Source organism: Thiovibrio sp. JS02, assembly GCF_053485635.1.
Window position 1 is genome coordinate 1042044 of the sequence record NZ_CM130715.1, and the last position, 23724, is coordinate 1065767.

Consider the following 23724-nt stretch of genomic DNA (forward strand, 5'->3'; position numbering starts at 1 on the left):
CCGGAACCCATGTCGAGCAAACGATTTTTCACTCTCCTTTTTTTCTGCGCCTTTCTCTTTGTCTGGGGCTGTAAGGCGGAACCGGAACATGCCGTTGGCGGCCGGAAGCTTCCCGCTGTAAAGGTGCGGCTGGCGCCGGCGGCAATGGCGCCCTTTGCCCGGCCCGTCGAGATTGCCGGGACCGTCGAGGCGGTGCAGGCCGCCACCATTGCCGCCAAGGTTGTCGGCGTCATTGAGGAGATGCCGGTGGTGCTCGGCTCCCGGGTGGAAAAGGGCGCCTTGCTCGTGAAGATCGGCGCCGCCGAGATTGCGGCAGGGGTTTCCCGGGCAGAAGCACGGCTCAGCCAGGCAACACGCGATTATGAAAGAGAAAAGCGCCTTCTTGCCAAGGAGGCCGCGGCGCCTGAAACGGTGAAATCATTGGCGGAGCAGCATCGTCTTGCCGAGGCAGGATTCCGTGAGGCAAAGGCCTTGCAGGCCTATACCGAGATCAGGGCCCCCTTTGCCGGCCAGATCACCGGGAAGACGGCCAAGGTCGGCGATCTGGCGACGGTTGGAGCACCGCTTCTTGTCGTGGAAAACAATGCGCGATTGCAGATTGTTGCCGCGGCTCCGGAGGCCCTTGCCGTGCGGATCAAGCCTGGCGATACCCTACCGCTTTCCATCCCTGCCGCGCAATTTGCAGGCACAGGCGTGGTGGCCGAGATGGCGCCGGCGGCGGACAGCAACTCGCATACCTTTCAGTTGAAACTCGCCCTTGCCGGCGCCGACAAGGCTCAGTCCGGTCAGTACGCGCGGGTGGGTCTGCCCGGTGCCGTCTCTCCCAGCCTCATGGTTCCGCTGGAGGCGGTAACGCGCCTGGGGCAGATGGAACGCGTTTTTGTAGCGCGGCAGGGCAGGGCGGAATTGCGTCTGGTCCGAACCGGCGAACAGCAGGCCGGCCAGGTTGAGATTGTGAGCGGTCTTGTTGTCGGCGAACAGGTGGTTGTGTCGGGGGGGGGACAACTTCAGGACGGGCAGCCCGTGCAGGTGGAGCCGTATTAGTATGGATCAGCATGCCAAGACGCCGCCAAAGGGATTTGCCGCCAGTCTCGCCTCCTTTTTCATCGAATCCAAGCTGACTCCCATCGGCATCATCGCCTCGCTCCTGCTCGGCCTCATGGCCGTGTTCATGCTGCCCCGGGAGGAGGAGCCCCAGATCAAGGTGCCGATGATCGACGTCATGGTCGCCATGCCCGGGGCAAGCCCCAAGGAGGTTGAGGAGCGGGTTTCCATTCCCCTGGAAAAGCTGCTCTACGAGGTGCCTGGCGTCGAGTATCTGTACTCCACCTCCATGCCCGGTCAATGCCTCCTCATTGTCCGCTTCTACGTGGGCGAGAAGATGGAGGACGCCATTGTCCGCCTCAACCAGAAGCTCGCCACCAATTTCGATCGTATTCCCAAGGGGGTTTCCCCGCCCCTGGTCAAGCCGCATACCATTGATGACGTGCCGGTCCTGGCCGTGACCCTGCACAGCGCCCGCTACGATCACCTCACCCTCAGGCGGCTGGCCGCCCAGGTGGATGATGCGGTGAAAAGCATCCCCGCCGTTGCCGAAACCAGGCTCATCGGCGGTAGCCGCCGGCAGGTGCGGGTTTTGTTCGACCCTGTCCGGCTGGCCTCGCGCCATCTTGCGCTGAGCGACCTTGCCCCCATGCTGCAGCAGGCCAATCGCCAGAGCCATTCCGGCATCATGCAAAGCCTGGATCAGGAGGTTCTGCTGCAGACCGGCGGCTTTCTTGCTTCGGCCGGAGATCTCGCCCGCATTGTGATCGGGGTACAACAGGGGCGGCCGGTGTATCTTGAGGATGTGGCAGATGTCATTGATGGTCCGGAGGAACCGGATACCTATGTGCTCTTCGGCCAGGGCAAGGGACAGGCCGAGGAGGCGGCGGTGACCCTGTCGCTGGCGAAAAGACCTGGCGCAAATGCCGTGCAGGTGGTCGATGCGGTGCTCGCCAAGATCGAGTCCCTGAAGGGGACGCTCATTCCGGAGGAGGTTACGGTGAGCGTCACCCGAAACTATGGGGAGACCGCGGCGGAAAAATCCAATGAGCTGCTCCTGCACATGGGCATCGCCGTTTTCGGGGTGACGCTGCTGATCCTGTTTTTTCTTGGCTGGCGGGAGTCCATCATCGTGATCCTCGCCATCCCTTCGACCCTGGCCCTGACCCTGCTGCTGTTTTATCTCTACGGCTATACCTTGAATCGCATCACCCTTTTCGCCCTGATTTTTTCCATCGGCATTCTGGTGGATGACGCCATCGTGGTGGTGGAGAACATTGTCCGTCATATCCGCCTGCCGGAAAACCGGAACCGGGCCATGGTCGATATAGCCATCGAGGCGGTCACCGAGGTGGGAAACCCAACGGTGCTGGCCACCTGGGCGGTTATTGCCGCCATCCTGCCCATGGCTTTTGTGGGCGGACTCATGGGCCCGTACATGCGGCCCATTCCCATCGGCTCCTCCGCGGCCATGCTTTTTTCGCTCATCATCGCGTTCACCGTCACTCCCTGGGCCGCCATCCGGGTCTTGAAGAGAAAATGCGCTCCCGCCGAGTGCGCCCTGCCGGCGGGGGAAGTGTCCGATCATGACCATGCGCCCGACGACTTCTTTACCCGGCTTTATCACCGGATCATGGAACCGTTGCTTGCCAAGGCCGGCTGGCGGCTGGTCTTTTTTGTCCTGGTCAGCGTGTTGCTGTTCGGCTCCTGCTCCCTGGTCTATTTGGGCTTTGTCAGGGTGAAGATGCTGCCCTTTGACAATAAAAGCGAGTTTCAGGTCATCCTCGACATGCCGGAGGGCGCCACCCTGGAGCACACCGCCCGGGTGGCCCGGGAGATGGCCGCCGCCATCGGTGATGAGCCCGAGGTGGTCAATTATCAGATCTACGCCGGGACCGCCTCCCCCTTTAACTTCAACGGTCTGGTTCGTCATTATTACATGCGCAGCGGCGCCAATATGGCGGATATTCAGGTCAATCTGCTGGCCAAGGGGGAGCGCAAACTGCAGAGCCATGACATTGCCAAACGCATCCGGCCCATGGTGGCGGCAATCGCCGATAAATACGGGGCCGCCGTGGCGGTTGCCGAGGTGCCTCCCGGGCCGCCGGTTCTGCAGACCCTGGTCGCCGAGGTGTATGGTCCGACGGATGCGGTCCGGGTCAAGCTGGCCGCAAGGGTGAAGGAGTTTTTCCGCGACACCGAGGGCGTGGTGGATGTGGACTGGTACCGGGAGGCGGAGCGGAACCGGCTGCTCTTTACCGTGGACAAGGAAAAGGCCGCGATAAACGGGATTTCCGAAGGCGAGATTGTCAGGGCCGTTGAGACGGCTGCCAGCGGCCAGGTCGTTGATCTTTTGCACCAACCCCTGGAAAAAGAGGATGTCAATATCGTCCTGCAGCTGCCCAAGGCGCGGCGGAGCAGGGTGGAGGACATTCTGAGCCTCAGGCTGCCCTCCGGACGGAATCAGGCCGGCCCTCTGGTACCCCTCGCGGAACTGGTCAGGGTCAGCGAGGCGCCAGTCGATCAGCCCATCTACCGGAAAAATTTGAAGCCGGTCATTTATGTTACCGGCGATGTCGCCGGCGCTGCGGAAAGCCCGGCCTATGCCATCTTCGCCATCAACGAAAAAATGGCAGCCCTGGATGGCCGGGAGTACGGCGCCACGGGCAGTGAGATGGCGGTCTATAACCTCAGGCAGCCTTTTTCCGAGCTGGAACCCTCCCTCAAATGGGATGGAGAATGGCACATCACCCTGGAGGTTTTCCGGGATCTGGGCCTGGCCTTCTGCGCGGTGATGATCCTCATCTACATGCTCATGGTGGGCTGGTTCAAGGATTACATCGTGCCCCTGGTGGTTATGGCGGCCATCCCCTTTTCGCTCATCGGCATCCTGCCGGCTCATTGGGGTTTTGGCGCCTTTTTCACTGCCACCTCCATGATCGGCTTCATGGCCGGCGCCGGCATCGTGGTGCGGAACTCCATTATCCTTGTGGACTTCATCGAACTGCGCCTTTCCCATGGCCTGCCCCTGGCCGAAGCGGTCGTCGAGGCCGGCGCCATCCGCTTCCGGCCCATGCTGCTCACCGCCCTGGCCGTGGTGGTGGGCGCTTCGGTAATCCTTGCCGATCCGATATTTCAGGGACTGGCCATTTCCCTGATGTTCGGCGAGATCGCCTCGCTGCTCATCAGCCGGATGGCGGTACCTGTTCTCTACTTCATGGTCCGGCGGCGGCGGAAAATTGGCTGAAGCGCTTTCTGGCGTTGTATGGTACCATCCTTTCCATTTGCTGATTTTCCTTACTTTCCCCCGGAGCATTTCCTTATCCGTCATCCTGTTTCAGGATCCCGCCGTCGCATTGCCTTTCACCTGTTCCAGCCCGAGTGTCGGGAACGCAAACTCGCCAGCGAGGAATGCGGGAAGGATGCGGAAGGACGGCGTTCGCCGCCGATGGGGACGGCTTTCCCTGTTTGCGGGAGGGCGCTTTTAAAGTTGTCTGTTGAAGTTGTTGCAAGAACGTGCGATATTTGCCCTTCGTTATCAAGGGTGTAAAATTTCTGACGGATCAAGAACAGTGGTACGGAAAAGAAACAAGGTCGGAAAAGGGGCTGCCGGCAAGAAGAGCATGGGCGGAAACGCACCTTTGGTGAAATGGGTCGTTTTGGCCTTTTTTCTCCTGGTTGTCTCCTTTGTTCTCTATGTCGGCTATCTGGACAGAGTGATCAGGGAGAAGTTTGAGGGCAAGCGCTGGTCTTTGCCAGCCGTGGTCTACGCCCGCCCCCTTGAGCTGTATCCGGGGCTTGCGATTTCACTCCCCGAGCTGGAAGAGGAGTTGCAGCTGGCCGGCTACCGTCGCGACCGCAAGGTGTCGGATCCCGGTGGCTACGACAGGCAGGAGGGGGTTGTGCATCTGGTGACCAGGGATTTCCATTTCCCGGACGGCCCTGAAAAATCCGCGAAATACACCCTTTCCTTTGCCGAGGGCACCCTGGTCGGGATTTTCCGCGCCGACAGCGGGGAAGCGCTGGACGGTGTGCGTCTTGATCCGGCCCGTATCGGCAGCTTTCACCCCAAACAGCACGAGGACAGGATTGTTCTTTCCCGGGAGGAACTGCCGGATTTGCTGGTCAAAACCCTGCTGGCCGTGGAGGATCAAAATTTTTACAGCCATTCAGGTTTGGACCCCCTCGCCATTCTGAGAGCCCTGCTCGCCAACACCATGGCCGGAGAGACGGTGCAGGGAGGGAGCACCTTGACCCAGCAACTGGTGAAGAATTTTTTTCTCAGCAACGAACGGACCCTCTGGCGTAAATTCAACGAAGCGATCATGGCCCTGCTCCTTGAGGCCCATTACGACAAGGATGAAATACTCACCGCCTATACCAATGAGATTTTTCTTGGCCAGGATGGCGGCAGAGCGGTGCATGGCTTCGGACTGGCCAGCCTTTTTTATTTTCGCCGGGAGTTGGCGGACCTTTCGCCCGCCCAGATCGCCACCCTGGTCGGCATGGTACGCGGGCCTTCCTACTATGATCCGCGCAAGGATCCGGAGCGCTGCCTGAAACGCAGGCAGGTTGTTCTGGAGGTGATGCGCAGCCAGAAAGTCATCGACGAACGGACCCATAAGGTAGCCAGGGCGGCCGCCCTTGGCAGTCAGGCCCTGACCGGCAACGGCTTTAACCGCTTTCCCGCTTTTCTCGATCTGGTCCGGCGGCAGTTGGCCGAGGAGTATCGGGAGGAGGATCTCACCTCGGACGGGATGAAGATTTTCACCACCCTGGACCCGCGGGTGCAGAAGATAGTTGAGAAGCAGCTTGAGGCGACCATTGCCAGGCTGGAAAAAAGCACTGGCAAACGCGGTCTGGATGGGGCTGTGGTCGTCACCCGCCGGGAGGGCGGGGAAATACTCGCCGTCGCCGGCGGCCGCACCCCTCTGCAATCGGGTTTCAATCGCGCCCTGGATGCCAGGCGACACGTCGGGTCACTCATCAAGCCAGCCGTCTATCTCGCCGCCCTGGGCAAGGGCTATACCCTGGCGACTCCGGTTGAAGACACCGCCTTTACCGTGCCCAATGTGGGCGGCAAGCCCTGGAGTCCGGTGAATTATGACCGGACCGAGCATGGCCGGGTTCCGATGTACCTGGGGCTCGCCTACTCGCTGAATCTGGCCACCGTGAAGATCGGCATGGATGTGGGGGTGAAAAAGGTTGTCCAGACCGTGAAGGATCTTGGCGTGCACGGGGATTTTCCCGCCTATCCATCTTTTCTTCTGGGCGCGGTCTCTCTGACCCCGCTTGAGGTGGCGCAGATGTACCAGACCCTGGCTTCCGGCGGCTTTTATCTGCCGCAACGGGCGATCAGCAGCGTACTGGCCGCAGACAACACCGTGGTGAAGCGGTTCGGCATTTCCGTTGAGGAGCGCTTTGCCCCGGAGCAGGTCTACCTCCTCAACATTGCGCTTCAGCATGTGGTGAGCGATGGAACCGGCAAGGTTCTTTCTCAGTACCTCTCCCCGTCATACAACGTCGCCGGCAAAACCGGCACCTCCGATGACCTGCGGGACAGCTGGTTTGCCGGCTTTACCGGCGATCAGCTTGCCGTGGTCTGGCTCGGCAAGGACGACAATAAGCCCATCGGCCTTACCGGCTCCGGCGGCGCTCTGGTGGTCTGGGGGGAAATCATGCGCGCCCTGCATCCGCAACCCCTGGATCTGGTCGAACCCGAGGGCATCGAATGGCAATGGCTGAAATCCGACACCCTTGAGCTTTCGGCCTCGCCCTTCTTCTTTGCAGCGGATCAGGTCAAGTTGCCCTTTGTGGCCGGCACTGTTCCCGGCCCCAGCGGTTCTTCCGCCAGCGGATCACAGGATTCGCCAACCAATGGCGTTGGCGACGTGGTGGACAAGATTCTTGATTGGTTTAACTGATGATGCTGATGAAGGTGTATGGTCTGATGTCGAGGAGAAGCCGGGAACTGTGCGGGAGATTATCGCGGCTGGTGATCCTGCTGGCGCTGGTCTGTGTTATGACCAGCTGTGCTCCGCAAAAGAAGGTGGCCATCCCGGTCTACAGGGAGGAACCCAGGGTGCAGGCGCAACCGGTCCCTTCCGTCGCCGAACCTGCCCCGCCTCAGCCGCAGGCCCAACCGGAGCGTACGCCGGAAACCGTGCCGGAGGTTGCCCCGGAAATTCCGCACGCAACCCAGATCCCGCCACCGCCCGGGCAGGCCGGCGCGCTGCTCGCCAGCGCCAATAAAGCCATGCAGGCAGGTCAACCGGACAAGGCTGAGATGCATCTTGAGCGCGCTCTGCGTCTGGCCCCCCGGGATGCCCAACTCTGGCATGGCATGGCCAAGGTCCGTTTTGGGCAGGGGAATTACAGCCAGGCCGTGCAATTCTGCCTGAAATCAAACAGCCTTGCCGGCAAGAACGGCGCTGTTATCCGCCAGAACTGGCTGTTGATGGAAAAGGCCCATCTGAAGATGGGCAATAAGGAAAAGGCTGCCCAGGCGCGGCAAAAGGCGGATGGCTTTTAGGGTTTGTTCCCTGCGGATCTGTGAGCGATGTTTCGCCTCCAAAAGAACCGGAAGGGCAATCTCTGATCAACAAGGCTTGCCGGACACCGTATTTACTCGCCTTCAGGCGGTAATTAAGCTTTTCGTGGCCCAGGGAGGGGTGTTTTGCGCGGGCACTCCAGGCTTGACGCAGTCCCCATCTGGGGCAAAACGCAGGTGCGACGGCATGTTCCCTCGCATCTCGCTTGTGGCCGAGTGAGAGTTTTTTCAGGAATTGTCTTGGGAAATTGGAGAAAAACCGGAAAGAAAAAAAGAATTGGCTGGGGGACAGGGATTCGAACCCCGACAGGCAGAGTCAGAGTCTGCAGTCCTACCGTTAGACGATCCCCCAGCACCAGGTTTTCCGAGAACGGTCAAAAAATAGAAGAACAGGCCCCGGATGTCAAGCACTATTGTCGCCCGCGCTCTTCTTTCTTTACGAAATCACAAATCCCGCATAGCCGACCACCTGATTGGTGTCGCCGCTTGCCTCGCCGGAATCGGTGTAGCGCACCAGTTTCGCCCGGGTGGCTCCGAGGCGCAGGGCCGCGATCAGGGCAATGGTGGCCGGCATGATCCCGCACATGGTTATCCTCTTGTCCAGCACCGTCCTGTAAAGGCCTTCCGGATCCAGCGCGGCAATCTGCTCCATGGCCAGTGCGTCTTTGACCGTTGCGGCTTGTCGTGATTCGTAATGGGTCATGTCGGAACTGGCCACCACCAACACCGGCTGGCCGTAAGCCTGGATGGCGGCGGCCAGGGCTTCGCCGACCTCGCGGCAGGCCTCAAAGGGCAGGTGGGAGACGACCAGGGGGGTCAGGGTGAGGTCCGGCCGCAGGTACTGGAGAAAGGGAACCTGTACTTCCAGGGAATGTTCAAAGCGGTGAGCAAGGGCGTCTGTCTCGACGTTGGCCGAACGGGCAAGGATTTCCCGGGCGAGGGCGCTGTTGATCGGCACCTCGCCGAACGGCATCTCCCAGAGGCCCTCGTCCATCAAGGCGACGGCGGCGCCATAGCCGTGATGGTTGGGACCCATGACCACGATATCCCTGGGCAGCTCCACCGAGGCGAAGGTTTCGCCGGCAACGGCTCCGGAATACATATAGCCGGCATGGGGCGAGATCACGGCCAGGGCCTTTTCCCTTGTCGGTTTTTTGGGGACGAGGCGGTCGAGGGTTTGTCTGAGGGTGCGGGGGTCGCCGGGGTAGAACTGATGAGCTACTGCTGGTTCGCGAAGCATGACAGGCCTCCTGGTCTGGTGACAAGCAGGACGGGGAAGGGAACCGGATGCTTCCCATTATAGACCAGAAATCGTGCCCCATGCAAAGGGTTCTCTGCGGGCGGCCAGCTCAGGTGATTTTTACCTGCCAGGTTGTACCGCCGGAACTGTCTTTTATTTCAATGCCGCGGGCAAGCAGCTGATCGCGGATCTCGTCGGCGCGGGCCCAGTTTTTCTCTTCCCGGGCCGCGGTTCTTTCCCTGATGAGCTGCTCGATGTCCGCCGGGGTAATGGTCAGGGTCTGGAGGATTTTTTCCTGTTCGTTGCGCATGTGGGTAACGGGATCTTCCGCGAGCAGGCCGAGGCTTGCGGCCAGCTCCTTGATGGTTGCCGCTGCGTTCTTCAGCAGGGCAAGATCCGCGCCGGCGGTTTTGGCAGGCAGATGTTGGCGGATTTTGTTGAGGATCTTCACCACTTCAAAGATATGGCCCAGGCCCTGGGCGGAGTTGAAATCGTTGTCCATGGCGGCCAGGAAGCGTTTCTTCAGTCCTTCGATTTTCTGGCGGTCGTTTTTGGAGATGGCGGGACTGGCACCCTCCACTCCCGTTTCCGGCAGTTGGTCGATTTCGGCAAGGCAGGTGTAAAGACGGTTCAGGCCGGCCACCGCGTCGAGCATGGCTGCCTCGGAGTAATCCAGGGGGTTGCGGTAGTGGGTGGAGAAAATGAAGAGGCGCAGCGCCTCGGCCGGGTAGTTGGCCAGCACCTCGCGGATGGTGAGAAAGTTGCCCAGGGATTTCGACATCTTCTCGTCCTTGATGGTGACAAAACCGTGGTGCACCCAGTATCTGACAAACTCTTCCCCGCTCGCCCCTTCGCTCTGGGCCAGTTCGTTTTCGTGATGGGGAAAGACCAGATCCTTGCCGCCGCCGTGGATGTCAAAGGAGTTGCCCAGGTACTTGCGGCTCATGGCGGAACACTCGATGTGCCAGCCGGGCCGTCCCGGCCCCCAGGGGCTTTCCCAGGTCGGCTCGCCGGGCTTGCTCCCTTTCCAGAGGGCAAAGTCCATGGGATGTTCTTTCTGCTCGTTGACCGAGACCCTGGCCCCTGCCTGCATATCTTCGAGGTTCCGACCGGAAAGAGAGCCATACTTGGGGAACCTGCTGATCCGGTAGTAAACATCGCCGTCCACCTGATAGGCCAGGCCCTTGGCGATGAGATCTTCGATCAGCTCGATGATTTCCCGCACATGCTCCGTGGCTTTGGGCTCGACGGTGGGCGCAAGGATGCCCAGGGTATCCATGTCTTCGTGGAACATCCTGATGAAGCGGCTGGAAAGCTCGTCGCAGGTGGTGTTCTGCTCCTGGGCCCGCTTGATGATTTTGTCGTCTATATCGGTGAAATTGCGGATAAAGGTAACTTTGTAGCCGCGGTAGCGCAGGTAGCGGACAATCAAGTCAAAGACCAGGGCGGAACGGGCATGGCCGATGTGGCAGTAGTCATAGGCGGTAATCCCGCAGACGTAGAGCTTCACGTGCCCCTCTTCGATGGTGGCGAGCGGGGATTTCCGGCCGGTTTTGGTGTTGTAGATTTCGATGCTCATGCTCTCTCGACCGACATGTGATTGTACGGAATGGGCCATACAGCAAGGGGCCATGGGAAAATTTCTCTCAAGCCCTGCGGCGAACCGTGATAATAATTTTATTTGCCGACAAAGGGTATATTATCTTTTCAAAAAAATATGGTATATACCCGTTTTCGCATGCTACGGCAACCTTGTTGTGTGCATATGCCAATATCCCCGCTGGGCGATTCTGCTGATCCGGGTGCAAAAGGGTTTTGTGAATTATGGAAATACTTGAAGAGCGGCGACTTGCAAATGGCTTGACCGTGACGGTGTATGATCGGTCAAAAAAGATCGCCGGCGACCGCTGGCTGGTGAAGATTCTGTGCGAGGCAAAGTTCCCGGTGGATGACGACTTCTTCGCCCGGCCGGCGGAGCCCGATCGTCAGCTGTTGGCGGAGGTGCGGGCCAGGATGGCGGGCGTTGTCACCTTTGCGGTGGTCAAGGAAAGAAATTTTATCGATGATGCCGAAAGGGAACCCACCTTGAACGCCATGGTGGAACAGGTTGCCGCCAACATGGTGGAGTATTTCGCCAATCCGAAATTCCCGGAAAAACTTTTTTTCCGCAAATATGAAGAGTTGAGGCAGGCTTGCCTGATCGAGCGCCACTACCGGCGGGGCGCCGTGGTCCCTGAAGACGACGAGGGGCCAGCGGATTTCTCCGCCTGCTTCAGGGATTGATGCACTACCCCGGGGCGGCATGATCACGACCACTTGGCAGTGGGCAAAATCGGCGCGGCCTCCTGATGGTGCGGAGAGGGAAGCGGGTTCATTGCCCGCCGAATCAACAGGTTGTCGAGGCGCAAGGGCATCTGCCGTCGCGGGGTGATCAACGACGGATAAGGACCGGTGTACCAGGGGTTAAGGAAGCTTTTGCCCATGTTTTGTTCTTGACAAAGTTCCGTGTTGACATAATACTCGCCATTTTACCTTGCCGCGAAACTGTTCCGCGGGCCGCTGGAAAAAAGCCGGGACGGTTTTTGCCATCCTGTCGGCTGATATCGGCCGTTCGTCGCGGACAATATAATTTTCAAAGCCCTGGCCGGGCTTGGAGCGTTTTCTTTATAGAAAGGAGAAACAATGAAAGTTTTGATCAGTGATAATCTGTCGCCGATTGGCATCAAGATTCTTGAGGATGCCGGGCTTGAGGTGGACGTTAAGACCGGGTTGTCGCCCGAAGAGTTGAAAGCCACGATCCCCGCATACGACGGCCTGGTGATCCGCAGCGCCTCCAAGGTGACCGAGGAGATCATTGAAGCGGGCGAGAAGCTGAAGGTTGTCGGTCGCGCCGGTATCGGCCTGGACAACGTCAACATTCCTGCCGCCAGCAAGAAGGGCATCATCGTCATGAACGCCCCGGACGGCAACGCCACCACCGCCGCGGAACACGCCATCGCCATGATGATGGCGCTGACCAGGAATATCCCCCAGGCGACCGCCTCCATGAAGGACGGCAAGTGGGAGAAGAAAAAGTTCGGCGGCCGCGAGGTCACCGGCAAGACGGTCGGTATCATCGGCATCGGCCGCATCGGCAGCATTTTCGCAGAGCGCGCCCAGGGCTTGAAGATGAAGGTCATCGCCTTTGATCCCCATATGCCCAGGGAGCTTGTCGACAAACTCGGGGTCGAGCTGGTGAGCCTTGACGAACTGTGCAGGCGGGCTGACTTTATTTCCGTACATGTGCCCCTCACCAAGGAAACCAAGCACCTTGTCTCCACTGCCCAGTTCAAGCTCATGAAGAAGGAATGTCTGTTCATTGATTGCGCCCGCGGTGGCGTTGTCGATGAGGAGGCATTGTACGAGGCCCTGAAATCCGGCCAGATCCGCGGGGCAGGTCTCGATGTTTTCGAGGTTGAGCCCACCACCAGGGAAAACTGCAAGCTGCTGGGGTTGGACAACTTCATCTGTTCGCCGCATCTGGGCGCTTCCACCGCCGAAGCGCAGGAAAACGTCGCCATCGCCATTGCCGAACAGGTTGCCGACTATCTGCTGCGCGGTACCGTGACCAACGCGGTGAACGTGCCTTCGGTCAGCGCCGATGTGCTTTCCCAGGTCGGACCCTATATCACCCTGGCCGAGATGCTCGGTTCATTCCATATGCAGATGGCCAAGGGCGGCGTCGAAGAGGTTACCATCGAATTCTGCGGTGACCTTGCCGAAATGGTTACCAGCCCGATCACCGTCGCCTTTCTGAAAGGCCTTTTCACCCCGATTCTGAAGGACGCGGTGAACTATGTCAATGCCCCGATCATCGCCCAGGAGCGCGGCATCCGGGTGGTTGAGGCCAAGACCAACAAGAGTGATGATTTCCTGAATCTGGTCAATATTCGGGTGAAGACCACCGAGGGAGAAAATATTCTCGCCGGCACCGTGTTCGGCAAGAACGAGCCGCGTCTGGTCCGCCTGAACGGCTTCCGCCTGGAGGCCCTGCCTTCCGGACCCATGCTCTTTGTCGAAAACAACGATGTGCCCGGGGTAATCGGCCTGCTGGGCACCACCCTCGGCGCCGAGGGCGTGAATATCTCCAGGATGACCGTTGGCGAGCAGAGGGAAGGCGGACACAACGTCAACGTCATTCTTCTGAATACCGACCGCTTGCTGAGCAGGGAGCAGCTTGAGAAGGTGCGGGCCCTTGCCAATATCCGCGAGGCCATGGTTCTGGAGTTGCCGGAGTTGCCAGGCGCCTGAGACCGGATGGCCGCCGCGCCGGCCGAGGTTGATTCCGCCTTTTGCTCAATTGGGGAGAGTCCATGCCCGAAAACGAGAAAAACGAGAAAAACTGCCCCGAGGGGCGGATTCGTCAGGGGGGAAGCTGTGTGCTGCCCGAGGTGACCTTTACGACCTTTATCATGTCGTTGAATACCTCGGCTCTGTATCATCTGGGTGAAATTCCGGATCCGGCCACCGGCCAGACCGGTAAGGACCTGATGCTTGCCAAGCATGCCATCGATACCTTGCAGCTTCTGAAGAAGAAGACCCAGGGCAACCTGAGCGAGAAGGAGCAGGAACTCATTGACAACGTTCTGGCCGATTTGAAGTTTCGGTACGTGAAGGCCAACTGACCTCCTCTGTTTCCTCTGGTGTCATCATGAATCGCCTGGTTTCCCCTTTCGGATATCAGGCGATTTTTTTTCCCGAGCCCCCTTTTTTGCATTTTCCCTTTACCGAAACGGTTTGCCCATGCCACTGACCTGTGAGGCGCCTGCCAAAATCAACCTCTATCTTGCCATCAAGGGAAAACGTGCCGACGGGTATCATGAGCTCGTGACCCAGATGCTCAAGCTCACCCTTGCCGACCTTCTGCATTTTGAGATCGTTTCCGGAGGTATAACCCTGATCTGTCCGGACAGCGACCTGCCCACCGGCGACGACAACCTCGTCTTCCGGGCGGCCATGACCTTTCTCGCCGCGGCCGACCTCCGGCAGGGGGTGCGTATCGTTCTTGAAAAAAAGGTGCCCATCGCAGCGGGGCTCGGCGGTGGCAGCAGTGACGCGGCCGCGGTTCTGCGCGGGCTGAATCAGCTTTTTCACCATCCGTTCAGCCCTGAGCGACTGCTTGACCTGGCCCGCCCGCTGGGGGCGGATGTTCCTTTCTTTGTCCATGACTGTGCCGCCGCCTGGGCCACCGGCATAGGCGACGTGATCACCCCCAACCAAATCTCGGCCCCCGACTGGGTGGTTCTGGTAAACCCTGGTTTTTCCGTGTCCACCAAGTGGGTGTATGAGAATTTTACGTTGACAACAGTGGGCAATCCATATATCTTAGGCCGCGAATTCGCGCGTGGTGTTTCACCATGCCCGGAGCCGGAAAATGTTCCCTTATATAATGATCTGGAGGCGGTGACCATTCGGAAGTATCCGGAACTCGGCCTCATCAAGGAGGAACTTCTGGCGGATGGCGCCCACGGGGCATTGATGTCCGGAAGCGGCCCCACTGTGTTTGGTCTTTTCAGAGAGAAAGAACATGCGCAGGCGAGCGCTGCCAAGTTCCTGAAGCGGTTTGGCAGCAATGTCTTTGTGACAAGACCGCTCGGCACTCGAGAAACATTAAGACGTTGGGGCGTCGTCAAGCGGTAAGACACAAGACTTTGACTCTTGCATTCGCAGGTTCGAATCCTGCCGCCCCAGCCATTTTATCTGCTCCGGCGTTTATCCGGGGCTGGCAATCCGAAGCGGTGGACAAAACAAACCATAAACCGAACTTCAGGAAGCGCGATGAATGAAATGAAAGTATTTGCCGGCAATGCCAATCGCCCGTTGGCCATGGACATCTGCAACTATTTGGGGTTGCCGTTGTCCAAGGCGGAAGTGCGGCGGTTCAGTGACGGAGAAATTTTTGTCGAGATCGGCGAGAATGTCCGGGGCAGGGATGTTTTTATTATTCAGCCCACCTGTCCGCCGGTGAATGATCATCTCATGGAGCTGGTCATCATGGTGGATGCTCTCCGGCGTGCCTCCGCCCGCCGCATCACCGCCGTGCTTCCCTATTACGGCTATGCCAGACAGGATCGCAAGGTTGCCCCCAGGGTGCCCATTACCGCCAAGGTGGTTGCCGAGATGATGATGGTGGTCGGTGTGCGGCGTGTGTTGACCATGGATCTCCATGCCGGGCAGATTCAGGGATTTTTCAACATCCCGGTGGACAATCTTTTTGCCGCGCCTGTTTTGCTTGAATATATTGCAAATAAATTGAATAATGACGTGGTCATGGTTTCGCCGGATGCCGGTGGCGTCGAGCGGACACGAGCCTTTGCCAAGCGCATGGACGCGGGACTGGCTATTATCGACAAGCGCCGTGAACGGGCCAACGAGTGCAAGGCGATGAACGTTATCGGCAATGTCGCCGGGAAAACCGCCATTCTCCTTGACGATATGGTCGATACCGCCGGCACTCTCTGTGCCGGTGCTGACGTGCTCATTGAGGCTGGGGCGAAAGAGGTGCATGCCTGCTGTTCGCACGGGGTTCTTTCCGGCCCGGCCATCGAGCGGCTCACCAACTCGCAGATCAAGTCCATGGTTATTACCGACAGTATCCCCTTGAGCGATGCTGCCAGGAATTGCGAGAAGATCAAGGTGCTTTCCGTCTGCAAACTGCTCGGAGAGGCGGTGCGCAGAATTCATAGTGAAGATTCGGTAAGTTCCCTGTTCGTGTAACAGGAGAAGAGGTAACAGTATAAATCAGAGTCGTTGCCTGAGGAGGCGGCGATTCTGGTTTTTCGTTCTGAGAAGCAGTAACTGAGGAGGTTTCATCAATGTTGCAAATCGATATGACGGCGCGTGTCCGTAAAAGTGTTGGAAAAGGTGCGGCGAGAACATCTCGCAGGGCGGGAAACACTCCTGCCGTTGTCTATGGCCCGAAGGGCGGAGCGCTTTCTTTGGAATGCAACACCAGGGATCTCACCAGGGGGCTGCTCTCCATCCACAGAAAGAATGCGATCATCAATCTGGAGATCGATGAGGACGGCAAAAAATCCGTGCGTCACGTGGTGACCAGGGAGATCCAGACCGATCCCATCCTTGATCAGGTGCTGCATGCCGATTTTTATGAGGTTTCCCTGAATGCGCCCATGGTATTCCAGGTGCCTCTTGTCTACGTCGGCAAGGCGAAAGGCGTTGACATGGGCGGCGACATGACCATCAACATGCACAAGGTCACCCTGAAGGGCCGGGCCCTTGATATTCCCGATGCCATCACCATTGATGTCAGCCCCATGGGGCCGGGCGCGGTTCTCACCAGCAAGGAACTTCCCCTCGGCGAGGGCGTAAGCCTGGTTAGCAACGGCGATGCCGTCTGCGTCTCTATTTCGGGAACCCCGGAATAACCGTTACCTGCCAACTCTCCATAAGAGTCAGTCAAAGCCGGAAAGAGGGATGCCCTTTTTTCGGCTTTTGTTTTTTCCGCCGTTGGCGGTGGTAACCATTCAGAGAGGAGTGCAGCGTGTATCTTCTTGTGGGCCTCGGGAATCCGGGCAAGGATTACGCCGCGACCCGGCATAATATTGGTTTTATTTTCCTCGATTATCTCGCGGCAAAGTACGGGTTCTCCTTTAAAGGGACGAAGTGGCAGGCCGATGCCGCCAAGGAGCAGCTTTGGGGGAAACAATTGCTGCTGGTCAAGCCGCTGACCTACATGAACCGCAGCGGGGCCGCCGTACAAGCGATAGCAAATTTCCATCAGGTTCCGGTCGACCGGATCATTGTGGTGCACGACGAGCTTGACCTTCCTCTGGGACGAACCAAGATCATGGTGAATCGGGGGGCTGGCGGCCACAACGGTATTCGTTCCATGATCGAGCAGCTCGGTTCAAAAGATTTCGTCCGGGTCAGGGTTGGTATCGGTCGCCCGTTTTCCGACGAGGGGATCAGTAATTTTGTCCTTTCCCGATTCTCCGCGGAAGAGCAGCCTCTGGTGCAACAGGAGCTGGAAAACATCGAGGAGGGAGTGCGCCTTATCCTTGAGCAGGGTGTCGCCAGCGCCATGAACCGGATGAATACCGAGCGCTAACCAGTATTTAATTATTTGATTTTTCATATTTTTTTAACATTGTTTGATAAATCCGCAAAGTATGGTATAGTGCGCCTTCATCTTCATTTCTTCGTTTCGTGTGCGGCATTTCCTTTTTTCAGAGGAACAGCATGCCCCATTGCGGGCGAAAAAGGAGGCAGTCGTGTTTAACGTTGGCGATATGGCGGTGTATCCGGCGCATGGGGTGGGAAAGATAGAATCCATCGAGCAGAGGCAGGTGGGCAACAGGACGCAGTCATTCTATGTCATGAAGATTCTTGACTCGAGCATGGTGATCATGATCCCGACCGAGAGCTGCAAGAATGTCGGGCTGCGCAACATCATCAGCGCCAAGGATGTTGATAAGATCTATGATATCCTGAATGAAAAGGATGTTGAGATCGAGCATCAGCCCTGGAACCAGCGGTATCGCGAATATATGGAAAAGATCAAGACCGGCTCGGTATACGAAATCGCCTCGGTGCTTCGTGACCTTTTTCTGCTGCGGGAAGACAAGGATCTCTCCTTTGGCGAGCGCAAGATGATGGACACCGCCAAAAACCTTCTGGTGAAAGAGATTGCCTTGGCCCATGCGCTCAATGAGACCCAGGTGGAAAAGGATATCGAGCGGATTTTTTCTTAAATCCTTCCGGAACCAACCGCCTTTTTTTTGCTGCAATTATATCCGCCTGTGCCTATCATTGGGTAGCACAGGCGTTTTGTTTTCTTCTTTTTTTTCGTATCGTTCTGGCCGGTTTCCCCTATGCATGTGAACGTGTCCGCCGTTGACAACGCGAGAGAGCGGCTTCTTGTCCTCCAGGTGACGGCGGGCGGGCAGCGCCTGGATCTTTGTCTGGCCACCCATCTTGAGGTTGACGGATTTACCCGTTCCAGGCTGCAGCAGCTCATCAGGTCCGGACAGGTTCTCGTGAACGGAGTCCGGCAACAAAAGGCAAAGTATCTGGTTCAGACCGGGGACGAATTGCAGGTGACCATCCCTGTGCCGGTTTCCTCGGCGTTGGCAGCGGAACCGGTTTTTTTCGCCCCTCTCTATGAGGACGCTGATCTCATTGTTCTCGCCAAGCCTCCGGATACTGTGGTGCATCCTGCCTGCGGGCATGGCAGCGGGACCCTGGTGCATGGGCTTTTGCATCACTGCGAAAGCCTGTCGGGCATAAATGGCGAGTTGCGGCCCGGCATTGTCCATCGCCTGGATAAGGATACCTCCGGCGTCATGGTGGTGGCCAAGAGTGATTTTGCCCACCATGCCCTGGGGGAGCAGTTCAAGGGTCGGCAGGTGAAGAAGATCTATCAGGCCATTGTCGACGGCATTCCGGCGGAACGGGCGGGCAGGGTGGCGTTGCCCATTGGTCGCCATCCTGTGCAGCGGAAAAAAATGGCCGTACGCGCCGACGGCCGCGAGGCGATCACCAATTGGCAGCTTCTGGAAAAATTTCCCCAGGGTTTCGCCCTTCTTGAAATCAGGCTGGAGACAGGAAGAACCCATCAGATCCGGGTGCATATGGCGGCCCTTGGTCACCCCGTTGCCGGGGATGCGGTTTATGGACGAAAAAACTCCCAATACCGAGCCCTGGGCATTGTCAGGCAATGCCTGCATGCGTACAGCCTTGCTTTTTCGCACCCCCGGACCGGGAAAGTCCTGGAATTTTTTGCCCCGCTCTGGCCTGACATGCTGCAGACCCTCAGTCTGCTCCGGCAAGGGCAGAGCCCGGAAGGGGAGGGTCGGCTGATTGGCTCTTGAGAAAGGAAGGCAGGCAGGGCAATGGCCGCGTTTATCTGCGGTAGCCGTAACCGGAGGCATGGGGGCGGGGAAAAGTTCCGTGGCCCGGTATCTTGCCGAAATTTCCGGCAGCCTGCTGCTTGACGCGGATGCCATCTGCCGGGATCTTCTCCTGCCGGAGGCTCCCGGTTGGCTGGCCTTGAGGGATGCCTTCGGCGAGAGGTTTTTCGGCCCGGACAAACAGCTTGATCGGCCGCTCCTGCGGAGGGTTCTCTTTGCCGAGGAGCCATTTCGTCTTGCGTTGAATGCCGTTCTTCATCCACTGGCCCGCAGGGAGATCCACGACCGGGTGCGGGCGGTTCGGGAGGGTGGACCCTCGTCCGGGGGGCCGGTGGTGGAGGTACCCCTGCTCTTCGAGGCGGGCTGGGAAAAGGATTTCTCCCATGTCGTGGTGGTTTATGCCGACGACGCCACCTGTCTTGCCCGCGTCATGGCCCGCGATGCCGTCAGCCTGGAAGAGGCGGCGCAGGCATTGGCCGCCCAACTGCCTCTCTCGCAAAAAATTATGCGCGCGGAGCATGTAATCGACAACAACGGCCCCTGGGAAGATACCTGTTTGCAGATTCTGCATCTCCGTAAGATGCTGTGGCCGGAAAAGTGAGTCCGGTCGTCCCGGAATTACGAAAAAACTGTTGACAGTAATTTGTGGAGCCAATAGTATTCGTCAATTGCATCATTGCAAATCAAGTTTGATTCCTTCCTTTTTAAGTAAGGTCAAGATAATCCGTAAATACCGTGCCCTAACCGAATCCCTGAAAAAAACCTATTTCATATACTATCGTTCTCTGTAAATTTTCCAAGACATATCAAGTAGTTATCGTTTCTTGCCCGTCGAGTTGCGCAGGTGGATCGCTGCGTTCCCTCCTTGGTCGGCGAGAATGGAGTGTTTTCGAGCAGTTCCGATGATGCCGAGTGGCGGCTGCCGCTCTTTTTATGCGTCGGTTTTGTGAAGAAAGAAGAAGAAAATGCAATGGTTGTTGCCGGTGTTTTTCCGCCAATCGCGGGGGTGTTTGGTTTTTCGTGGAAAGCAAGGCGGCCCAGAACAAAGCAAGGGTGTGGGAAGCTGCTACATAAGGAGATGGAGAAAGGATCTGCATGAACTTATCTGAATTGAAATTAATGAAAATCACCGAGCTGACCAAGCTCGCCAAGAACTATCACATAGAGGGCTACAGCACCATGCGTAAGCAGGAGCTGATTTTCGCCATTCTGCAGGCCGTCGGCGAGCAGGCGGAAAAAAACGGGGGCAACTGGGGCAGCGGCGTCCTGGAGGTGCTTCCCGACGGCTTCGGCTTTTTGCGCGCCCCGTATTACAATTACCTTCCCGGGCCCGACGATATCTACGTTTCTCCGTCGCAGATCAGACGGCTCAATCTCCGTACCGGCGACACCATCGAGGGTCCGGTGCGTTCTCCCAAGGAGGGCGAACGTTACTTCGCCCTGCTCAAGGTTGACAGCGTCAACTTCGATCCGCCGGAAAAGGCCAAGGACAAAACCCTTTTCTCAAACCTCACTCCGCTGCATCCCCAGGAGCGGATCAGGCTTGAACGGGAGCCGGACAATTACTCCATGCGCATCATGGATATCATGGCTCCCATCGGCAAAGGCCAGCGCGGTCTGATTGTCGCCCCTCCCCGCACCGGCAAGACGGTGCTCATCAAAGACATTGCCAACAGCATCACGAAAAATCACAAGGAAGTCATTCTGATCGTCCTTCTCATTGACGAACGGCCTGAAGAGGTCACCGACATGGCGAGGAGCGTGAACGCGGAGGTGATCAGTTCCACCTTTGACGAGCCTCCCCAGCGTCACATCCAGGTGGCCGAGATGGTTCTCGACAAGGCCAGGAGGTTGGTTGAGCACAAGAAAGACGTCGTTATTCTCCTCGACAGCATCACGCGTCTGGCGCGGGCCTATAACACGGTGGTCCCGCCCAGCGGCAAGATCCTTTCCGGTGGCGTGGATTCAAACGCCCTGCATCGGCCCAAACGCTTTTTCGGCGCGGCCCGGAATATTGAAGAGGGCGGCAGCCTGACCATCCTTGCCTCGGCCCTGATCGAAACCGGCAGCCGCATGGATGAGGTCATCTTCGAAGAGTTCAAGGGTACCGGCAACATGGAGCTGATCCTTGACCGTAAACTTGCCGACCGCCGCATCTTTCCGGCCATCGACATCGCCCGTTCCGGCACCCGCAAGGAAGACCTCCTGCTTACCCCGGAGGAGCTGAACAGGGTCTGGATTCTTCGCAAGCTGATGTCCGCCCTGAACCCGATTGATGCCATGGAGTTCTTCCTGGACAAGATGAGAGGAACCCGTTCCAATGCAGAGTTTTTCGACTCCATGAACACCCCCTGATCTGCCCGGGGTTTTTTGGCTGTTTGCGGATCATGGCTTGCAAAAATAAAATTATGCGATATAATCCACTGTTCTTGCTTCGCAAGTTTTGTGTCGGAGCAGGTGGTTGCTGAAAAAAGATAACGTACTGGAGGAATCTTTCCATGAAAGAAGGCATACATCCTGAATATCATCGCATCAATGCCGTTTGTGCCTGTGGCAACGAAGTTCCCCTGGGCTCTGTAGAGCCGGAGATGAAGGTGGAAATCTGTTCCGCCTGCCATCCGTTTTTCACCGGCAAGCAGAAGCTCATCGACTCGGCGGGCCGTGTTGAGAAATTCATGAAAAAATACGGTAAGCATCTGGAAAAGAAATAACCCGCAGACAGCACTGTATGACAACGCCTTTGAGCATCCCGGTCGCGGGTTTTGCTCAGGGGCGTTCTTGTTTGAGGGGGGGCGAAGCTGAAGTGGCGGCAATCGGCAGGCTGGCGTGGCCACCTTGTGCCGGGGCGGCCCTTTTTTCTTTTCCGCGACCGGCAGCATCGTTGCCGGCATCGTAAAAACTTTGTTGCCAACGGTTGTCTTTTTTTCAGTGTGTTGAATACAGGCGGTGGACCTGTGAAATTCTGAAGTTTTTTAGGGATAGCGAATGTTTGCCCAACTTGAAAATATCGCCGAACGAAAGCTTGCCCTTGAGGCGCGGCTTTCCGATCCAAAGTTGGTGAATGACCCTTCCGAGTTTCGCAAGGTTGCCAAGGACCACGCCCATCTGGCCAAGCTAGACGAACTCTACCGGAAATACAGAAAGGTTGAAAGGGAGATCGCCGACAACCGGCTGCTGCTCCAGGAAGAGAATGACGACGAGATCCTGGCCCTTGTCCGGGCGGATATCGCCGAGTTGGAGGAGCGTCAGGAACAGCTCATTAAGGATCTGCGCATTGCCCTGCTTCCCAAGGATCCCAATGACGAAAAGAATATTCTCCTCGAAATCCGGGCCGGCACGGGCGGAGACGAGGCCGCCCTCTTTGTGAGCGATCTTTTCCGGATGTACTCCCGCTATGCCGAGAGCCAGGGCTGGAAGGTGGAGGTGCTGACCAGCAATCCCACCGGCATCGGCGGTTTCAAGGAGATCATCTCCCTGATCAGCGGCGAGCATGTCTACAGCAAGCTGAAGTACGAATCAGGGGCCCATCGGGTGCAGCGGGTGCCAGCGACGGAGGCCCAGGGTCGCATCCATACCTCCGCCGTCACCGTGGCGGTGATGCCCGAGGCCGAAGAGGTCGAGGTTGATATCAGCCCCAACGATCTGCGCATTGACGTTTACCGTTCCACCGGCTCCGGCGGGCAGAGCGTCAACACCACCGATTCGGCGGTACGGGTCACCCATCTGCCCAGCGGGCTGGTGGTTACCTGTCAGGACGAGAAATCACAGCACAAGAACAAGGCCAAGGCTCTGCAGGTTCTCCGGGCCCGTCTCCTGGACAAGATGCAGCAGGAACAGGACGACCGGATGTCGGCGGACCGGAAAAGTAAGGTGGGCAGCGGCGACAGGAGCGAACGCATCCGGACCTACAACTATCCCCAGGGTCGGGTGAGCGATCATCGCATCAATCTTACCCTCTATCAACTGGATGAAATCCTCCTCGGCAGACTTGACGACCTCATCGACCCCCTCATTGTTCATTTCCAGACCGAAGCTCTGAAGGACATGCAGTAGGCTTTGCCCGGATGAACCCTGCCTGTCGCGAACACGGCCCTGTATGACGATCGGACAATTCTATCGTGTGGCGGTTGAACGCCTTGTAAGGGCAGGGATTGCCGAGCCCGAGGTGGAGGCCTCCATCCTGTTCGGCCATGTATTACACTGCGGCAGGGCACAGCTTTTCCTCAATGCCCAACAGGAGGTGCGGGAGGAAGATCGTCTTCTCCTGGAGGGATTCCTTGCCCGTCGGCAGCTGAGGGAGCCGCTGGCGTACATTCTCGGCGAACAGGAGTTCTGGTCGCTTCCCTTTCAGGTTTGCCCGCAGGTGCTCATCCCCCGTCCGGAAACCGAGGAGCTCCTTGAAAAGGTTTTTGCAACCGCCAAGGAGCAAGGGTTGCCGCCGGGGCCGGTTCTTGACCTCGGCGTGGGCAGTGGCGCCATCACCGTGGTCCTTGCCAGGGAATTGCCGGAGAGAAAGGTCTTGGGCGTGGATCGCTCCCTGGCCGCCCTGCGGGTGGCCGAGAAAAACATTGCCCGCCATCGGGTCGAAGCCCGTGCTTTTCTGCTCAACGCCGACTGGTTGACCGCCCTCGCGGAAAAGCGGATCTTCTCCCTTGTGGTTTCCAATCCTCCCTATATCTCCGCGGTGGCATTCGCCTCCCTGCAGCCGGAGGTAAGGGATTTTGAGCCGCTTCTCGCCTTGACTTCGGGTCGGGACGGACTTGACGCGATCCGGACTCTGGCGGGCGGGGTGCCCCGGGTCTTGCGGCCTGGCGGCTACTTCTTCATGGAGATAGGGTTTGACCAGAAAGAAGCGGTGTTGAATATCTTTTCTTCCCTTCCCGAATATGATAGCGTGCAGGTTTATCATGACCTGGCCGGCCTGCCCAGGATTCTGCGGGCGCGTTGCCGTTGAAGAACATCACCACCATCAGGGTGGCCCA

20 protein-coding genes and 2 tRNA genes are annotated in these 23724 nt (G+C 58.0%); 19 read left to right on the forward strand and 3 right to left on the reverse strand.

All coding sequences use genetic code 11. From position 1 onward, the window contains the following. Nucleotides 1-9 precede the first annotated feature (9 nt). The 4 genes from ACUUL3_RS04995 to ACUUL3_RS05010 all read left to right on the forward strand — a co-directional run bounded on the left by ACUUL3_RS04995 (nt 10) and on the right by ACUUL3_RS05010 (nt 7576). Entirely contained in the window at nt 10-1044 is a 1035-nt protein-coding gene (locus ACUUL3_RS04995; protein WP_448555156.1) for an efflux RND transporter periplasmic adaptor subunit, read from the forward strand. A gap of 1 nt (nt 1045) precedes the next feature. After that, nucleotides 1046-4291, forward strand: a complete 3246-nt coding sequence (locus ACUUL3_RS05000) for an efflux RND transporter permease subunit (protein WP_448555158.1) — start codon at nt 1046-1048, stop codon at nt 4289-4291. A gap of 325 nt (nt 4292-4616) precedes the next feature. After that, entirely contained in the window at nt 4617-6968 is a 2352-nt protein-coding gene (gene mrcB / locus ACUUL3_RS05005; protein ID WP_448555160.1) for a penicillin-binding protein 1B, read from the forward strand. A gap of 26 nt (nt 6969-6994) precedes the next feature. Further along, nucleotides 6995-7576: a tetratricopeptide repeat protein gene (locus ACUUL3_RS05010; protein ID WP_448555162.1), complete on the forward strand. Its 582-nt coding sequence runs from the start codon at nt 6995-6997 to the stop codon at nt 7574-7576. Between the two features lie 296 nt (nt 7577-7872). Here ACUUL3_RS05010 and ACUUL3_RS05015 read toward each other — a convergent pair. The 3 genes from ACUUL3_RS05015 to cysS all read right to left on the reverse strand — a co-directional run bounded on the left by ACUUL3_RS05015 (nt 7873) and on the right by cysS (nt 10413). After that, nucleotides 7873-7946 (reverse strand) — tRNA-Gln (locus tag ACUUL3_RS05015). A gap of 84 nt (nt 7947-8030) precedes the next feature. After that, complete coding sequence (gene amrB / locus ACUUL3_RS05020) at nt 8031-8834, reverse strand: AmmeMemoRadiSam system protein B (RefSeq protein WP_448555164.1); 804 nt, start codon at nt 8832-8834, stop codon at nt 8031-8033. A 109-nt stretch (nt 8835-8943) separates the two neighbouring features. Beyond that, nucleotides 8944-10413 carry a cysteine--tRNA ligase gene (gene cysS, locus ACUUL3_RS05025; RefSeq protein ID WP_448555166.1) on the reverse strand — a complete coding sequence of 490 codons (1470 nt, stop codon included), beginning with the start codon at nt 10411-10413 and terminating at the stop codon, nt 8944-8946. A 245-nt stretch (nt 10414-10658) separates the two neighbouring features. Between cysS and ACUUL3_RS05030 the strand changes: the two genes are divergently transcribed. The 15 genes from ACUUL3_RS05030 to prmC all read left to right on the forward strand — a co-directional run bounded on the left by ACUUL3_RS05030 (nt 10659) and on the right by prmC (nt 23696). Further along, nucleotides 10659-11117: a hypothetical protein gene (locus tag ACUUL3_RS05030; protein ID WP_448555168.1), complete on the forward strand. Its 459-nt coding sequence runs from the start codon at nt 10659-10661 to the stop codon at nt 11115-11117. A gap of 399 nt (nt 11118-11516) precedes the next feature. Beyond that, nucleotides 11517-13124 (forward strand): phosphoglycerate dehydrogenase, encoded by a 1608-nt coding sequence (gene serA, locus ACUUL3_RS05035; protein ID WP_448555170.1) that lies wholly within the window; start codon nt 11517-11519, stop codon nt 13122-13124. 62 nt (nt 13125-13186) lie between these two features. Then, nucleotides 13187-13498: a DUF1844 domain-containing protein gene (locus ACUUL3_RS05040; protein WP_448555172.1), complete on the forward strand. Its 312-nt coding sequence runs from the start codon at nt 13187-13189 to the stop codon at nt 13496-13498. A gap of 118 nt (nt 13499-13616) precedes the next feature. After that, nucleotides 13617-14513, forward strand: coding sequence for a 4-(cytidine 5'-diphospho)-2-C-methyl-D-erythritol kinase (ispE, locus tag ACUUL3_RS05045; RefSeq protein WP_448555174.1), 897 nt, complete (start codon nt 13617-13619; stop codon nt 14511-14513). Continuing rightward, nucleotides 14493-14567, forward strand: a tRNA-Gln gene (locus ACUUL3_RS05050). The genes ispE and ACUUL3_RS05050 overlap by 21 nt, the downstream gene beginning before the upstream one ends. An 84-nt stretch (nt 14568-14651) precedes the next feature. Further along, nucleotides 14652-15590 carry a ribose-phosphate pyrophosphokinase gene (locus ACUUL3_RS05055; protein WP_448555176.1) on the forward strand — a complete coding sequence of 313 codons (939 nt, stop codon included), beginning with the start codon at nt 14652-14654 and terminating at the stop codon, nt 15588-15590. A 113-nt stretch (nt 15591-15703) separates the two neighbouring features. Then, the gene (locus ACUUL3_RS05060; protein ID WP_448556436.1) at nt 15704-16258 is read left to right on the forward strand and encodes a 50S ribosomal protein L25; all 555 of its coding nucleotides are present in this window, start codon (nt 15704-15706) and stop codon (nt 16256-16258) included. Nucleotides 16259-16374: 116 nt separating this feature from the next. Then, on the forward strand, nt 16375-16941 hold the full coding sequence (gene pth, locus ACUUL3_RS05065) for an aminoacyl-tRNA hydrolase (RefSeq protein WP_448555178.1): 567 nt from the start codon (nt 16375-16377) through the stop codon (nt 16939-16941). Between the two features lie 163 nt (nt 16942-17104). Beyond that, nucleotides 17105-17584, forward strand: coding sequence for a CarD family transcriptional regulator (locus ACUUL3_RS05070; protein WP_448555180.1), 480 nt, complete (start codon nt 17105-17107; stop codon nt 17582-17584). Nucleotides 17585-17704: 120 nt separating this feature from the next. After that, complete coding sequence (locus ACUUL3_RS05075; protein ID WP_448555182.1) at nt 17705-18703, forward strand: RluA family pseudouridine synthase; 999 nt, start codon at nt 17705-17707, stop codon at nt 18701-18703. Continuing rightward, complete coding sequence (gene coaE, locus ACUUL3_RS05080) at nt 18693-19343, forward strand: dephospho-CoA kinase (RefSeq protein ID WP_448555184.1); 651 nt, start codon at nt 18693-18695, stop codon at nt 19341-19343. The genes ACUUL3_RS05075 and coaE overlap by 11 nt, the downstream gene beginning before the upstream one ends. Before the next feature lie 494 nt (nt 19344-19837). Then, nucleotides 19838-21097, forward strand: coding sequence for a transcription termination factor Rho (gene rho / locus ACUUL3_RS05085; RefSeq protein WP_448555186.1), 1260 nt, complete (start codon nt 19838-19840; stop codon nt 21095-21097). A 143-nt stretch (nt 21098-21240) separates the two neighbouring features. Further along, complete coding sequence (gene rpmE, locus ACUUL3_RS05090; RefSeq protein ID WP_448555188.1) at nt 21241-21453, forward strand: 50S ribosomal protein L31; 213 nt, start codon at nt 21241-21243, stop codon at nt 21451-21453. Between the two features lie 274 nt (nt 21454-21727). Further along, nucleotides 21728-22795, forward strand: coding sequence for a peptide chain release factor 1 (prfA, locus tag ACUUL3_RS05095; protein WP_448555190.1), 1068 nt, complete (start codon nt 21728-21730; stop codon nt 22793-22795). 43 nt (nt 22796-22838) lie between these two features. Beyond that, nucleotides 22839-23696 (forward strand): peptide chain release factor N(5)-glutamine methyltransferase, encoded by an 858-nt coding sequence (prmC, locus tag ACUUL3_RS05100; RefSeq protein ID WP_448555192.1) that lies wholly within the window; start codon nt 22839-22841, stop codon nt 23694-23696. The last annotated feature ends 28 nt before the right edge of the window (nt 23697-23724 follow it).

Bases quoted from the DNA above. Each gene is read 5' to 3' on its own strand.
- ACUUL3_RS05075 (WP_448555182.1), top strand. From the start codon at position 17,705: ATGCATGTGAACGTGTCCGCCGTTGACAACGCGAGAGAGCGGCTTCTT.
- prmC (WP_448555192.1), top strand. From the start codon at position 22,839: ATGACGATCGGACAATTCTATCGTGTGGCGGTTGAACGCCTTGTAAGG.
- rho (WP_448555186.1), top strand. From the start codon at position 19,838: ATGAACTTATCTGAATTGAAATTAATGAAAATCACCGAGCTGACCAAG.
- ACUUL3_RS05010 (WP_448555162.1), top strand. From the start codon at position 6,995: ATGTCGAGGAGAAGCCGGGAACTGTGCGGGAGATTATCGCGGCTGGTG.
- amrB (WP_448555164.1), bottom strand. From the start codon at position 8,834: ATGCTTCGCGAACCAGCAGTAGCTCATCAGTTCTACCCCGGCGACCCC.
- serA (WP_448555170.1), top strand. From the start codon at position 11,517: ATGAAAGTTTTGATCAGTGATAATCTGTCGCCGATTGGCATCAAGATT.
- ACUUL3_RS05055 (WP_448555176.1), top strand. From the start codon at position 14,652: ATGAATGAAATGAAAGTATTTGCCGGCAATGCCAATCGCCCGTTGGCC.
- cysS (WP_448555166.1), bottom strand. From the start codon at position 10,413: ATGAGCATCGAAATCTACAACACCAAAACCGGCCGGAAATCCCCGCTC.
- ACUUL3_RS05030 (WP_448555168.1), top strand. From the start codon at position 10,659: ATGGAAATACTTGAAGAGCGGCGACTTGCAAATGGCTTGACCGTGACG.
- prfA (WP_448555190.1), top strand. From the start codon at position 21,728: ATGTTTGCCCAACTTGAAAATATCGCCGAACGAAAGCTTGCCCTTGAG.
- ACUUL3_RS04995 (WP_448555156.1), top strand. From the start codon at position 10: ATGTCGAGCAAACGATTTTTCACTCTCCTTTTTTTCTGCGCCTTTCTC.
- ispE (WP_448555174.1), top strand. From the start codon at position 13,617: ATGCCACTGACCTGTGAGGCGCCTGCCAAAATCAACCTCTATCTTGCC.
- rpmE (WP_448555188.1), top strand. From the start codon at position 21,241: ATGAAAGAAGGCATACATCCTGAATATCATCGCATCAATGCCGTTTGT.
- ACUUL3_RS05060 (WP_448556436.1), top strand. From the start codon at position 15,704: ATGACGGCGCGTGTCCGTAAAAGTGTTGGAAAAGGTGCGGCGAGAACA.
- ACUUL3_RS05040 (WP_448555172.1), top strand. From the start codon at position 13,187: ATGCCCGAAAACGAGAAAAACGAGAAAAACTGCCCCGAGGGGCGGATT.
- ACUUL3_RS05000 (WP_448555158.1), top strand. From the start codon at position 1,046: ATGGATCAGCATGCCAAGACGCCGCCAAAGGGATTTGCCGCCAGTCTC.